Here is a 13,005-nt window from a genome sequence, read left to right on the forward strand (position 1 = left end):
GCGGAGGAACATGGCATGACCACGTCAATCACCGTCCGGCTTGTGGGGCAGAGCCGGTCCTTCGCATCGGATGAGCCCATCGTCACCGGGTCGCAGGATGCGGGCGAGATCCTGATGATCGCGGGGAGCGCAGAGCCAGCGCCGTCCGACGCTGCGCACCATCGCGCGGTGCTGGTCGAACTCCATACCCAGTGTCTGGCGACACGGGCGTGCGAAACGGCGCGCAATCTCTTCGGTTTTGCACGCTTCCGACTGGGCACCAGCGCGCCGACCAACCTGATCGAGATCGTTCATGGCGAGGGCCACGACCCCGACGCGCTCGACGCGGCGGCGGGCGCGCTGGAGGCGGCGGGTTTCGAGGTCAGCGTCTGCGCCGACCGGATCGGCCGGATCGTCGACCGATTGATCCGACCGCAATTCAACCTGGCCTTTGCCGCGATCGACAGCCGCCTCGCGACCCGCGACGATATCGAGGCATGCCTGAAATCCGGCCTCGGCTATCGTCGCGGCATGGTCGAACCAGTCGAGGCCGGTGGGCTGGACGAGCATCATCAGGTCTGTGTTGCGCTGTTCGAGGCCTATGGCACGCCGCAATATGCGCCCGCGCGTCAGGCGATCGTCGCCCGGCAAAGGCAGGCGCGCGCCGCCGGCGCGGACAACGCGTGATGGACAGTGTCGTGATCGTCACTGGCGCCAGCCGTGGTATCGGTGCCGCGATCGCCGAGCGGCTGGCGGGGCAGGGGCATATGGTGGCCTGCCTCTCCCGATCCGGAGGCCTTCCGGATCGCCCGACCGCAACGCCCGAAATCCGGCGGCGCTGGCTCCCGCTCAAGGCGGACGTGACCGATGTCGAGGGCGTTCGCCGCGCATTTGTAGAGGCATGCGAGGGGCGGCGTCTGATCGGGCTGGTCAATAATGCCGGACTGCATACCAATGCGCGATCGGAAGACCTGACACTTGCGGACTGGAATACGATGATCGCGGCCAACGCGACCTCGGTGCTGGTCGGATGCCAGTCGGCTTATCCGTATCTGACCGGGGCGGGTGGACTGATCGTCAATATCGGGTCCTTTTTCGACAAGCTCGGCGTCAAGCAGAACCTGGCCTATTGCGCGTCCAAGGCGGCGGTCGGTGCGATCACGCGCGTGCTTGCGGTTGAATGGGCGGCAAAGGGGATCGGCGTGATCAACGTCGCGCCTGGCTATATCGTCACCGACCTCAACCGTGACGCGATGACCGAGGGGCCGCTGCGCGCCTATCTCGACAAGCGAATCCCGCGCGGTGCGCCGGGTAGCGAGGAGGATATCGCCAGTCTGGTCGACGCGCTGTTCGCCATGGATCGCCGCTTCCTGACGGGCGAGACCATCTATGTCGATGGTGCACAGGGCATCGCCCATTGAGACGACGGGCCCGACGCCGCGCACTCTCGGCCGCGACACCCCGCATTCTGCCTGCATAGGACGCATGAATATGGCCAAGGACAACAAGATCATCATCTCTTGCGCGGTCACCGGCTCGGTCCACACGCCCAGCATGTCGCCGTATTTGCCGCTGACACCGGAAGAGATCATCAGCGAGTCGATCGCGGCGGCCGAGGCGGGCGCGGCGATCCTTCACCTCCATGCGCGCGACCCCGTGACAGGTGTCCCGACCCCCAAGGCGGAGGTGTTCAAGCAATTTCTGCCGGTCATCAAGCAGCGCTGCGACGCGGTGGTCAACATCACCACCGGCGGCAGTATCGGCATGACCATGGACGACCGTCTGGAGGCGGCGAACTGGGCGAAACCGGAGATATGCTCGCTCAACATGGGTTCGATGAACTTCGGACTATTCCCGGCGGCGGGCAAAATCCGCGACTTCCGGTTCGACTGGGAAAAGCCGTTCCTGGAAAACACGCGCGATTCGATCATGAGCAATACCTTCTGCCAGATCGAACGCGTCATCCGCGAAGTGGGCGAAGGCTATGGCACCCGTTTCGAGTTCGAATGCTATGACATCGGACATCTCCACACGCTGCGATGGTTCGTCGATCAGGGGCTGTTGAAGCCGCCCTTCTTCATCCAGGGGGTTTTCGGCGTGCTGGGCGGCCTGGCCGCGTTGCCCGAGCACGTCATGCATATGCGCCGGACCGCGCGGGAGCTGTTCGGCGAGGACCACCAATTCTCCGCGATCGGGGCGGGTCGGCATCAGACGGCGATCCTGACGCTATGCGCACTGCTCGGCGGGCATGTCCGGGTCGGGCTGGAGGACAGTCTGTATCTGGGCCGTGGCGAACTAGCCCGCAGCAATGCCGAACAGGTACGCAAGATGCGCCATATCCTCGAAGAACTCGGCTTCGAGATCGCGACGCCCGCCGAGGCGCGCGCCATTCTCGGACTGAAGGGTGGCGATGAGGTCGCGTTCTGACGCCGGCCATCTACTAATGATATGGCAGGAGCCGCGACGTCCCACCGTCGCGGCTCCCTTTTATTTGGTGATCCGGCCGGGGCCACGGGTCTGCAACCCGCAGCGACAGAAAAAGGGGGGCGGCGGCACCCCTACCGCCGACCCCCCAGGTCATTCCCCATCGAAGCGCTCAGTGCGTCGGTGCGTCTCCAGAACGCTTGCCGCCGACGGCTTCGAGCATGGGAACCGGCAGCCCCAGATGCGCCTGCGCGAAGCCGATGGCCGCTGTGTGATACTGGGCGATCGGGTGGGTGCGGAACATCGCCATGTCGCGGAAGTAGCGGTTGAGCTTTCCGCCCGCCAATGTGCTGGACGACCCGCCTGCGTAGAAGCAGATTTCCACCGCCTTGACCGCCTGCTTGGCCGCCTGCGACGTCAGCGCGCTCAGCTTGAAGTCCTCTTCCGCCGTAAAGGGCGTGCCATTGGCCCAGGCGTCCAGAGCCTTTTGATACTGGCGGGCATATTCCATCAGGCAGGCCTCGGCACCCTTGGCGTACATCAGCGCCTCGCCGAGCGGCTGTTGATAGTCCGCCGACTTCATGCGCAGGTCGAACGGCGGGTTGAGTGTGCGCTTGGTGCTCAGGATCGCTTCGAATTCATCCAGCGCCGCCCAGGCGCATCCGACCATGCAACTCGCCGCCGTCGAGCTGAAATAGGAGGTCGTCAGGCCAAGATAGAGCGGGTTGCCATGCAGCCGCGTGCCCGGCGTGCCCGTCAGGTCCTCACCACCGCGCTGGCACTCGCTGAACGGGGTCACCATATTCTCGGGCACGAATATGTTCTTGACCACGAAGGTCTGCGAACCCGACGACTGGAGTCCGAGGGTACGGCCATTGCCCCAACTATCCCAGAGGATCTGAACGTCTCCGATGGGGATGATCGGCAGCAGGAAGGTCGGCGGTCCTGGAGGGGCGCCCTCCACCACCAATCGCGCGGTCGGCATGACGTGCGTGGCGTACATCATGCCCGAGCCCCAGTCCCAGGTGCCGTCGACGATGTAGCCGCCATCGGTCTTGCGAATGGTGCCGCCGGTCGGAGCGCGAAGCGGCGCGAGCGCCAAGCCCGAGCCGTAGCTGAAAATCTCGTCCTGCGCTTCCTTGGAATAATGGCCCGCGATGATAGGTACGTGCCCGGTCGCGAAGGTATAACACCAGCCCGCACCGGGATCGCTGCGCGTCATTTCGATGGCGGTACGCAGGAAGGTCGCAACGTCGAACTCATAGCCTCCGTAACGCTTGGGCCGGACCGGCGCGTAGCCGCCGAATTCTAGCAGCGCTTCGTGGACCTCGCGCGTATAGCCTCCAGCCTTGTCGGCTTCCTCCTGTTGTGCCCGGATCATCGGGCGCAGTGCAATGATGCGTTCGATGAATTCGTCAGGGGTCAGATCCAAAACAGGCTGTTGCTGCGAGGGCGCGCTCGTGTCGCCGCCCCTGGAATGCACCGCGGTTGCCACGATCTATTCTCCTAAGTTCGAAGCTCGACGCCCCCACATCGGGGCGATTGCTCAGGAGGATATGGAAGATCCGGGCACGAATCTTTGATGACGCGACGTCTGTTCGCTGCGTGAACCTGAGCCGCGATCGGTCGCGTCCGTAACCGAAAAATACCGTTGCGCATCGTCCACCAAGCCCGTGCTTTTGGTCACTGTGCGGACAGTTCGCAGTTCGAACGCGCGGAGCCGGGCGCCCCCATTATGAATGGAATGGAAGGCGAGGGTGGTGGCCCTTTGCATGGAAACCGCGAATTCGGACCTGAAACCCAGGCATACCGACAAAGGAAGACGCAGATGAAATTACTGAGCTTCAGCGTTGATGGCGTTCCGACATTCGGTGCCGTGGTTGCCGACGGCGTGGTCGATCTGAAGAAGGCTTCTGGCGGCAAGTATGAGGACCTGAAGGCGGTCCTGGCCGCCGATGCGGTCGCCGAGCTGGAGATGCTCGCCAATGGCGCGTCGGCCGATTACGCGTTGGACGAGATCACCTATCTGCCCGTCATTCCGAACCCGGACAAAATCTTCTGCATCGGTATCAATTACGATACGCACATGATGGAGACGAGCAAGGTGGTGCCCGAGGCGCCGATCGTCTTCGCACGCTTCGCCAATTCCCAGATCGGCCATCTCGCCCCCTTCCTCGCGCCCCCGGAATCGGAGCGTGTCGACTGGGAAGGCGAGATCGCCGTCATTATTGGCAAGGCCGGTCGACGCATTTCCCAGGCGGATGCGTGGGACCATATCGCGGGTTACGCCCCGTATAATGACGGGTCGATGCGCGAGCATCAGAAGAAGGACGGCCAATGGACGCCGGGCAAGAACTTCGTCGGCAGCGGGCCCTTCGGTCCCTGGATGGCGACGCGCGGTGAGATCGCGGACAATGCCAGGCTGACGCTGGTAACCCGCCTCAACGGTGAGGAGATGCAGCGTGGCACCAGCCATGACATGATCTACTCGATTCCGAAGCTGATCGAATATTGCTCGATGTTCAGCCGGCTGGAGCCGGGCGACGTCATCATCACTGGCACGCCCGGTGGCGTCGGTTCCAAGCGCACGCCGCCCGTGTTCATGAAGGACGGCGACATCATCGAGGTCGAGATCGAAGAGATCGGCACGCTGCGAAATCCGGTGAAGGCCGAAACGGTCTGAGCGGCGTTCGTCATGGCCGATAACCGCATGCGCTTCGACGATCAGGTGGTGATCGTGACGGGTGCCGGGAGCAATCCCGGCCTCGGTCGCTCCTATGCGCGCTATTTCGCCAGCCGCGGCGCCAAGGTCGTCGTCAATGACCTTGGCGTCGGGCCCGATGGCCGGGGCATGACCGTCCCGCGTGCCGAGGCGGTGGCGGAGGAGATACGGGCGGCGGGAGGCGATGCTGTCGTCGACGTCAACTCGGTCGCGACCGAAGAGGGTGCGAAGGCTATCGTACAGACGGCGATCGACGCGTTCGGTCGTGTCGATATCCTCGTCAACAACGCGGGCGTCCTCGAATATGCCTTGTTTGACGAGCTGGTCGCCGCGGACGTCGAAAAGATGATCGCCTCGCATCTGATGGGTGCGATCTGGATGTGCCGGGCGGTCTGGCCGATCATGAAAGCGGCAGGCGGCGGGCGCATCGTCAACACGGTGTCGGGCTCGGTCATCGGCGCCAGATATTCGACCGTCTATGGTTCGACCAAGGCGGGCATCTTCGGGCTGACCCGCAACCTGGCAATCGAGGGCGAGGCGCTCGGCATCAAGGTCAATGCGATCCTGCCGAGCGCGGCGACCGTCGCCTGGCTGACGTTCAGCGATGACGCGACCAAGCCCGACGACCAGGTGCTTGCGGAGCATACACCCGACCAGATCGCGCCCGCCGTCGCCTTCCTTTCGCATGAGACGGTGCCGTTCAACGGCCGGTGCCTCGGCGCGAACGGGCGGGATGTCTACGAGGTCGGGCTGTGGCGGAGCAAAGGCGTGACCAGCACCACATGGACGCCCGAGCAGATTGGCGAGCAGCTTTCGCAGATATGCGATCGGGACTCGGCGATCGTGCTGGGCGACCCCTTTGATGGTCAGGCAGGCTACACGCTTCAGCCGCGCCGATATGCGGATCTCTTGGTTTCCTAACCCCCAAACCCGTTCTGAATCACAAGGAGCAAGACTGTGTCCGATCAAGCAGAGAAGAATAAGGCCCTCGTCCGCGATTTCTTCCAAAAGGTCTTCATCGATCACCAGGTCGATGCTGGCCTGGAGCTTCTGCATGACGACTATATCCAGCACAATCAGATGGTGCCGGGTGGCAAGGAAGCGATGCGCGCCGCCTTCAGCCGGGGAATCGACGGCGTTTCGACCGAGATCAAGCAGATCATCGCCGATGGTGACCGCGTCGCGGTCCACCATCACTTCAAGTTCGACCCGAACAGCCTGGGCGCGGTCGTTATCGACATCTTCCGCATCGAGAATGGCAAGCTGGCCGAACATTGGGACGTGATGAGCCCGGTTCCGGAAAACCCGCCCTTCCCGAAGCCGCTGTTCTGATCCGAACCGCGAACCACATCAGGGACACAGCATCATGGCGAAGACAATCGCAATCTTTGGCGCGGGCGGCACGATGGGGCTCGCTATCGCGACCCGCTTCGGCAAGGCCGGATATAATGTCGGCTTGGTCGCGCGCCGGAAGGAAAATCTCGAAACGCTGAAGGCGCAGCTGGCCGAGGCAGGCGTTACCGCCGTCAAGACGGTGACCGGCGACGTGACCGACGCGGACCAGATCAAGTCGGCTGCGAAGGAAATCCGTGGCGCGTTCGGCTCGATCGACGTCGTCGAGTACAGCCCCGCACTCGGGCCGCAAAATTATCGCGGCGCGCTGGACACGACCTATGCCAATGCGCTGGCGGCGTTCAACCTGATCGTCGGCGGTGCGGTGAAGGTCGTCAACGAGGTGTCGGGCGAGATGATCGAGCGGGGCGACGGCGGTCTGCTGTTCATCGCTGGTGGTTCGGCGATCAAGCCGATCCCGCCGCTCGCCAATATCGGCATCGCGACCTCGGGCCTGCGCAACTATCTCAGCAACCTTCACGGGGCGCTGAAGCAGAAGGGCGTCTATGTCGGTGCGATCTTTGTGTCCGGCCTGATCAAGCGCGGGACGGAAGTCGATCCCGACGAGATCGCGGAGAAGCTTTTCGCGATGTACGAAGCGCGTGGAAACGGCGAAGACACCGTCACCGGTCCGATGCCCCCGCCCCCGCCGGGCGGTCCCGGCGGCCCCGGCGGCCCGCCGCCGAAGCCCTGACGCCGTGCGGGCAGGGGGCGATCCGGCCCCCTGTCCGCACATACCGGACAAAACGATAAAAGCAGGACGGGAGATCCTGGGACTCGAATAGACTGATGCAAACGACGGAGAGGTTGTTGTGGCTATCAGGTTCAAGCATTTCGGCATCCATGTCTATGATCTAGACAAGATGGTCGCGTTCTACACGAACATGTTCGGGTTCGTCGTTTCCGACTATTCGGTCGAGGACAATCTTCAGATCGCTTTCATGACCGGAAGTCCGGACGATCATCATCAGATCGTTCTGATCGGTGGTCGCGAGCCGGGGCTCGTGTCGAAGCATCTCTTGAACCAGATATCGTACAAGACCGACACGCTCGACGAACTCCTTGCCGTCTATCGACGTGCCCGCGACCTGGGGCTCAAGGATATCGAGCCGGTGACGCACGGAAACTCCTGGTCCTGCTATTTCCGTGATCCGGAAGGCAACCGGCAGGAGGTGTATTGCGATACGCCCTGGTACATCACGCAACCCCATTTCACACTGATGGACTTCGACCAGTCGGCCGATGAACTCTATGCGCAGACCGAAACATTGGTCCGCGCCGATCCGTCCTGTCGTCCACGCAGCGAATGGCAGGCGGACATCCACGCCAAGATCGCCGCCGCGCTGGCGGCACGCTGATGCGCACGGTCGAGCAGCCGGGCGCCGCATCGTTCGCCCAGGGTTCGGGCCTGCAGGATCGCAACTGGACCGCACTGGTCGTCTACGGCATCGCGATGTGCGTTTCGATGTCGCTGCCGGTCTTCGGCGGCAGCGTGGTCAACACCGCAATGGCCAGGGCCTATGGCTGGGACGCCACGTCCCTGGGCCTTTTGGTCGTCACCAACATGTTCACCACGGCAGTGCTCCTGCCGGGGGCGGCAAAGGCGACCGAGAAATTCGGCGTGAGATTGTCGATGGCGGCCGGTTTCGTCGCAATGATAATTGGGGCGGCGCTGCTGGCGACGCTGGTCCACTCGCCCTATCAGGCGATGATCGGCTATGGCGTGTTGATGGGCGTGACCAGCGCGTTCAGCGGTGTCATCCCGTGCCAGACCGGAGTGGCGGCGTGGTTTCCGCATCGGCGCACGGTCGCATTGTCGCTTCTCTATGCCATTACCGGCGTGCTGACCTTCGGGCTGATCGCGCTGCTCGGTTTCGGGATCGAGAAGACCGGGGACTGGCGCTTCGGCTGGTATGTCTTCGGCGGCGCGGGGCTCTTTGCACTCTGTGCCGTCATCGTGTTCGTCCGCGATCCGCCTCGCACGGCGGGGGCGGATGGTCCGGTGTTGCCGGGTGAAATGCCGCAGCCGGGGGTGGCAGTCGTCTATCCGGGGCGAAGCTTCGGCACCGCGGCACGCTCGCCATTGTTCGCGGTCATCATCCTTGCGATGATCGTCTGCACCGCAGGTTCGATCTTCCTTGCCGCGCACGGCCAGGTCTATCTGCAGAAGCGGGGCTTTGCGTTGGCCGAGGCGGCGTCCGCGCTGTCGATCATGCAGATCGGCATGGTGGCCGGCAATCTATGCTTCGGCCTGATCGCCCCGCGCATCACCTTGCGCCTGGCCATGGCCAGCGCCCTCATATCGTTCGGGCTGGGCTTCTACATCCTCGCCAATGTCTCGGGCGCGGCGTCGTTGATCCTGTTCGCCCTGGCGGCCGGGATCGGCTTCGGTGCCGGTCAGGTCGGCTCTATGGCATTGATCAGCCATTACTGGGATCACAAGATCTTCCCGATGCTCACGGCCACCGCCTTGATGATCCAGACCATCGGAAGCGGCGTGGTTCCGGTACTGGCGGGACGTTACTATGACACCCATGGCACCTATCTGCCGCCAATCTATGTGATGATCATCGCCTATGGCTTGATCGCCATCGCCATCACGATCGCGGGTCGCGAGCCTCGACAGTCCGTGGCGGTACAGTCCTAGCCCACGGCCGGTGCCCTATTTTATCTTTCACGGTTACGACCGCGCGGGTGCCGACCGGCTCCGCGCGGTCGAGCGTCAGCGCCATCGCGACCATCTGGGCTCCGGCGCGTTCGGCGTGAGCGTCGTGGCCGGCGGTATGACGCTGTCCGGTGACGAGGATGCGGTGACGGGGTCTCTCCTGATCCTGTCCGGGGAGACGCGTGAAGCGGTGGTACGCTTTATCGATCTGGACCCCTATCTGCGGGCAGGGGTCTTCGAGCGCTACGAACTCGACAAATGGGATTGGGGGATCGGCGCGCCCGGACATTGAACCGCCGAGCCGCCTCAGTCGGGACGTGGCGGCAGCCCCTCCCACGCACGGTCGAGACAGCCCCGAAGACGATTTCGGTCGAGCGGAGCCGGGTTCCAGTATGGGTTCGCGAAGGTAAGTTCGATCACCCGCTCGAGCCCTTCGCGCGGCATCCCCAGATCCCGCAACGCGGTCGGGGCGTCGAGCGATTTCGCCAGGTCGAACAGTGCCAGGGCCGGATCGTCGCAGCCCATGGCGACCGACAGGCGCGACACGGCATTCTTCGCATAGGGTGCGTTATAGGCGAGCGCGTGCGGCAGGATCACGGTGTGGGTCTGCGCATGCGGCAGGTCGAACGTGCCCCCCAATGTGTGGCACAGCTTGTGATGCAACGCCATGCCCACCGCCCCCAGCGTCGTTCCGCACAGCCAGGCCCCGTACAGGGCGTCGGCCCGTGCGCGCGTGTCCCGTGAGTCGGATTTCAGCCGCGGCAGAGAGGATATGAGGGCGCGTACGCCCTCCTGCGCGATCAGCGAGATGACCGGGTTGGCCTGTTGGGAATAAAGCCCTTCGACGGCGTGCGCGATCGCGTTGATCCCCGATGTCACCGTCATCCCCAACGGCAGCGTCTTCGTCAGGTCGACATCGTAGATGATGACCTCGGGCAGGATCTTTGGCGAGGAGCGGGTCGTCTTCACGCCATTGGCCGTTTCGCCGAGAATGGGGGTCGCCTCCGATCCCGCATAGGTCGTCGGGATGACGATCTGCGGCAGGTCGGTCCGCCAGGCGATCGCCTTGCCGAGGCCGATCGTCGAACCGCCGCCGAGTGCGATGACCGAGTCGGCGCCGGTTTCCGCGACGACCGTCATCGCAGCCTCCGTGATGTCGGTCGGCGTGTGCATCCGCGCCCCGTTGAAGATTCCTACAGCCTTGTCGCCGATCCGGTCACGCAGCAGTTCCGCTTCCCGTGTCTGCTCGAGCGTCGAGAGAATGAGCGCCTTTGTGGCGCCGAGCTGTTCGAGTTCGTCCCTGACGCGTACCAAGGTACCGCTCCCAAAGATTACCCTTCCTGGGAAGCTGTTGTAAATAAAGTCCTTCATCGGTTCGCCCCTCACCAAGAAACCGGCCGCCGATTGGTTCGTGGCGGCGTAAGACATGCGAACTGAACTCTAGGTGGCGGGCCGCATACGCGGGGCGAAGTTGTCGAGGCGTTCGCCTGGTGTACGTCAGCGAAGCTTTTCGGATCGCTGCAAATTATGGTATCTTCGAGGTCTGAAGCGGTATCGGGAGCGCATCCCGAATTGGCTTTGGAAGGAGAGGCAGTGGATAACGTACGAACGATCGCTCGCGGCATCGATCTCTTGGCCCACCTGAATGTCGTGGGCAATGCCAGCGGCAGCGCCATCGCGGCCCAGCTCGGCCTGTCGCGCCCTTCGACCTATCGCCTGCTTGAAACGCTCGCGACCTGCGGCCTGGTGCGCTTCAACCGTGAAACCAACCGCTACACGCTGGCCTGGCCCGTGCGGACGCTCAGCAGCGGTCTCAACGACCGCAACCGCGTGATGTGCGTCGCCACCCCGGTGCTGTACGAATTGCAGGCCGAGCTGATCTGGCCGACCGATCTGGCGGTGCATGAAAATGGCGAGATGGTCATTCACGAGTCGACCCACCCGGTCAGCCCCTATTCGATCGAGAGCGGCATGGTCGGTAGCCGCCACCCGATGCTGCTCGGCTCGCTTGGCCGCGCCTATCTGGCCTTTTGCCCGGAAAGCGAGCGCGACCAGATATTGGAGCATTTCCTGTCGCGATGCTCGGGCGGCCAATCCTTCTTCGAAACGCCGGCCCAGATCGAGTTCATGGTGAACAAGACGCGCAAGGACGGCTTCGGATCGCGTCAGCGGGACGTCAATCAGAAGACGTCCAGCATCGCATTGCCGATCCGGCTTGGCGGTCGTGTGCTGGCGTGCATGGATGTAAGCTGGATTTCGTCGGCCCTGTCGTTCGACAAAGCCGTCGCGACATTCCTGCCATCGCTGCAGGCCGCATGTCGGACCGTCGAAACCCGCTTGCTGCAGAACATGGTCGCCGATGGCGGGACCGCGCTCGATCAGATCGGCCACGCCGCCTGATCCGATCCCGGCGGGTAAAAAAGGGGCGGCGGTTCCAGACGAACCGCCGCCCCTTTTCGTTTTTCAGAGGGTCAGGCCAAGCCCCAGGCTCGCCTTGCCGGCGGAGTGCGACATGACTGGCCATTGCGAGGTCACATGGGTCCGATAGGTGGCGGTGTCGCGGAAGAACCGAAGTATCCGGGAATTCGTCCGCGCCGCGGTGGTGCCCGACGAGGTGAACATCAGTTGGACGGCGTCACATGCCATGCGCCCGGCCAGCAGCGCGGTCTGGCGCATCCGGGCATCCTCGACGAAGGTGAAGGGGGTGCGATCGCGCGCCCAGGCTTCGCAGGCTTCGGTGTAGCGCTGGGCTGCGCCGAGCAACAGCGTCTCGGCGGCGTCGACCATGCCCATCGCCTCGCCATACCATTGCTGGAAGAAGTGCGACTCGCTGCGCGGTTGGGGCGGCGGGAAGCTGGTCTTCTGCGTATCGATCAACCGGCGATATTCGTCGAGCGCACCCTTGGCAGCGCCGACGATCGGGGCCGACAGCTCGCAACCGAAATAGGTCATGATCCGACCCAGATACAGCGGATTGCCGTGGATCTGGAAACCTGGCGTGCCGTCTTCGCCAAGCTCGCGACGCGGCCAGTCGAACAGCGAGGTCCAGCGATCGGGGATGATCTTGTCGTCGATGCGGATCGTATTGGACCCGGTCGCCTGCAAGCCGAAGACCAGATCGCCGCCCCAATCGCTCAGCACCTCGATTTGTTCGCGCGGAATGATGAAACCGATCGGGGGCAGCGGCGTGCCGTCCTCGGCAAAGGCATTGGCCGCGCCCATGAACCAGTTGGCATGAGGAACGCCGGACGCGTAGGACCATTCGCCGCTGAGCCGGAAGCCGCCATCGACCTTTTCCGCCCGACCCGAGGGCAGGGCACGCTGCGGACAGATGAAGTTGCCGTTGTCGGCAAACCCCTCGGCCTGCGCCTGCTCCGGAAAATAGGCGGCAAGATGAAGCGCGTGGCCGGCGGAAAGACCCATCGCCCAGGCCGAGCCCGGATCAGCGCGACCGATTTCGACCACGACCCGAAGAAAGGTGTCGAGGCCCATTTCGAGGCCGCCATAGCGGCGGGGCGACAGGATGCGATAGAAACCGGCGCGCTTGAACGCCTCGAACCGTTCGCGGCTGAACGCGCCGTTGCGATTATTCTCCTCGCATTCCGCGGCCAACTCGCTCCGCATCGCGACCGCTCGCGCGACGATGTCCTCGGGGGTGTCGATCGTGTCCAGGGTGCCGATCTCGACAGGCGCTTTTTTGAGTGTCAGGTTGGTCACTGGAGTCTCTTCAGACTGGTCGCGCCCCGAAGTCTCTGCCGCGATACCGATGGTGCCGCATTACGCCACGCGACGCTCGGGGAGGCGCGCCGCACAGTGCTTAGAG

General features: G+C 63.6%; 14 protein-coding genes. 11 read left to right on the top strand and 3 right to left on the bottom strand.

Annotated elements, in window-relative coordinates; translation table 11 throughout:
* The first annotated feature begins 15 nt into the window (after window positions 1–15).
* The 3 genes from U1H82_RS17775 (at window position 16) to kce (ending at window position 2,406) form a co-directional block, all read left to right on the top strand.
* Window positions 16–666 (top strand): 3-hydroxyacyl-CoA dehydrogenase family protein, encoded by a 651-nt coding sequence (locus U1H82_RS17775; protein WP_322966323.1) that lies wholly within the window; start codon window positions 16–18, stop codon window positions 664–666.
* Window positions 667–677: 11 nt separating this feature from the next.
* The gene (locus tag U1H82_RS17780; protein ID WP_322966324.1) at window positions 678–1,400 is read left to right on the top strand and encodes an SDR family NAD(P)-dependent oxidoreductase; all 723 of its coding nucleotides are present in this window, start codon (window positions 678–680) and stop codon (window positions 1,398–1,400) included.
* Between the two features lie 70 nt (window positions 1,401–1,470).
* Window positions 1,471–2,406 (top strand): 3,5-dioxohexanoate:acetyl-CoA acetone transferase, encoded by a 936-nt coding sequence (kce, locus tag U1H82_RS17785; RefSeq protein ID WP_322966325.1) that lies wholly within the window; start codon window positions 1,471–1,473, stop codon window positions 2,404–2,406.
* Window positions 2,407–2,575: 169 nt separating this feature from the next.
* Here the strand turns inward: kce and U1H82_RS17790 are convergent, their stop codons facing one another.
* The gene (locus U1H82_RS17790) at window positions 2,576–3,898 is read right to left on the bottom strand and encodes an acyl-CoA dehydrogenase family protein (RefSeq protein WP_322966326.1); all 1,323 of its coding nucleotides are present in this window, start codon (window positions 3,896–3,898) and stop codon (window positions 2,576–2,578) included.
* Between the two features lie 156 nt (window positions 3,899–4,054).
* Between U1H82_RS17790 and U1H82_RS17795 the strand changes: the two genes are divergently transcribed.
* From U1H82_RS17795 to U1H82_RS17825, 7 genes are all read left to right on the top strand, one after another.
* Window positions 4,055–5,086, top strand: a complete 1,032-nt coding sequence (locus U1H82_RS17795; RefSeq protein ID WP_322966327.1) for a fumarylacetoacetate hydrolase family protein — start codon at window positions 4,055–4,057, stop codon at window positions 5,084–5,086.
* A gap of 12 nt (window positions 5,087–5,098) precedes the next feature.
* Window positions 5,099–6,046 carry an SDR family NAD(P)-dependent oxidoreductase gene (locus U1H82_RS17800; RefSeq protein ID WP_322966328.1) on the top strand — a complete coding sequence of 316 codons (948 nt, stop codon included), beginning with the start codon at window positions 5,099–5,101 and terminating at the stop codon, window positions 6,044–6,046.
* A 36-nt stretch (window positions 6,047–6,082) separates the two neighbouring features.
* Window positions 6,083–6,457 (top strand): nuclear transport factor 2 family protein, encoded by a 375-nt coding sequence (locus U1H82_RS17805; RefSeq protein ID WP_322966329.1) that lies wholly within the window; start codon window positions 6,083–6,085, stop codon window positions 6,455–6,457.
* Window positions 6,458–6,491: 34 nt separating this feature from the next.
* Complete coding sequence (locus tag U1H82_RS17810) at window positions 6,492–7,211, top strand: SDR family NAD(P)-dependent oxidoreductase (protein WP_322966330.1); 720 nt, start codon at window positions 6,492–6,494, stop codon at window positions 7,209–7,211.
* A gap of 118 nt (window positions 7,212–7,329) precedes the next feature.
* Window positions 7,330–7,875 carry a VOC family protein gene (locus tag U1H82_RS17815; RefSeq protein ID WP_322966331.1) on the top strand — a complete coding sequence of 182 codons (546 nt, stop codon included), beginning with the start codon at window positions 7,330–7,332 and terminating at the stop codon, window positions 7,873–7,875.
* A complete protein-coding gene (locus U1H82_RS17820; RefSeq protein ID WP_322966332.1) occupies window positions 7,875–9,164 on the top strand; it encodes an MFS transporter in 1,290 nt (429 codons plus the stop codon). The genes U1H82_RS17815 and U1H82_RS17820 overlap by 1 nt, the downstream gene beginning before the upstream one ends.
* Before the next feature lie 10 nt (window positions 9,165–9,174).
* A complete protein-coding gene (locus U1H82_RS17825; RefSeq protein WP_322966333.1) occupies window positions 9,175–9,474 on the top strand; it encodes a YciI family protein in 300 nt (99 codons plus the stop codon).
* A 14-nt stretch (window positions 9,475–9,488) separates the two neighbouring features.
* On the opposite strand, the gene U1H82_RS17830 is transcribed toward U1H82_RS17825, so the two are convergent.
* Entirely contained in the window at window positions 9,489–10,610 is a 1,122-nt protein-coding gene (locus U1H82_RS17830; RefSeq protein ID WP_322966334.1) for a maleylacetate reductase, read from the bottom strand.
* Window positions 10,611–10,775: 165 nt separating this feature from the next.
* Between U1H82_RS17830 and U1H82_RS17835 the strand changes: the two genes are divergently transcribed.
* A complete protein-coding gene (locus tag U1H82_RS17835; RefSeq protein ID WP_322966336.1) occupies window positions 10,776–11,582 on the top strand; it encodes an IclR family transcriptional regulator domain-containing protein in 807 nt (268 codons plus the stop codon).
* Window positions 11,583–11,645: 63 nt separating this feature from the next.
* Here the strand turns inward: U1H82_RS17835 and U1H82_RS17840 are convergent, their stop codons facing one another.
* Window positions 11,646–12,899: an acyl-CoA dehydrogenase family protein gene (locus U1H82_RS17840; RefSeq protein ID WP_322966337.1), complete on the bottom strand. Its 1,254-nt coding sequence runs from the start codon at window positions 12,897–12,899 to the stop codon at window positions 11,646–11,648.
* Window positions 12,900–13,005: the final 106 nt, after the last annotated feature.

This window comes from Sphingomonas fuzhouensis, assembly GCF_034659795.1.
Lineage (GTDB): Bacteria > Pseudomonadota > Alphaproteobacteria > Sphingomonadales > Sphingomonadaceae > Sphingomonas > Sphingomonas fuzhouensis.

Excerpts from the sequence above, each read along its gene's own strand:
- U1H82_RS17775 (WP_322966323.1), top strand. The coding sequence starts at position 16 with ATGACCACGTCAATCACCGTCCGGCTTGTGGGGCAGAGCCGGTCCTTC.
- kce (WP_322966325.1), top strand. The coding sequence starts at position 1,471 with ATGGCCAAGGACAACAAGATCATCATCTCTTGCGCGGTCACCGGCTCG.
- U1H82_RS17800 (WP_322966328.1), top strand. The coding sequence starts at position 5,099 with ATGGCCGATAACCGCATGCGCTTCGACGATCAGGTGGTGATCGTGACG.
- U1H82_RS17810 (WP_322966330.1), top strand. The coding sequence starts at position 6,492 with ATGGCGAAGACAATCGCAATCTTTGGCGCGGGCGGCACGATGGGGCTC.
- U1H82_RS17820 (WP_322966332.1), top strand. The coding sequence starts at position 7,875 with ATGCGCACGGTCGAGCAGCCGGGCGCCGCATCGTTCGCCCAGGGTTCG.
- U1H82_RS17830 (WP_322966334.1), bottom strand. The coding sequence starts at position 10,610 with ATGTCTTACGCCGCCACGAACCAATCGGCGGCCGGTTTCTTGGTGAGG.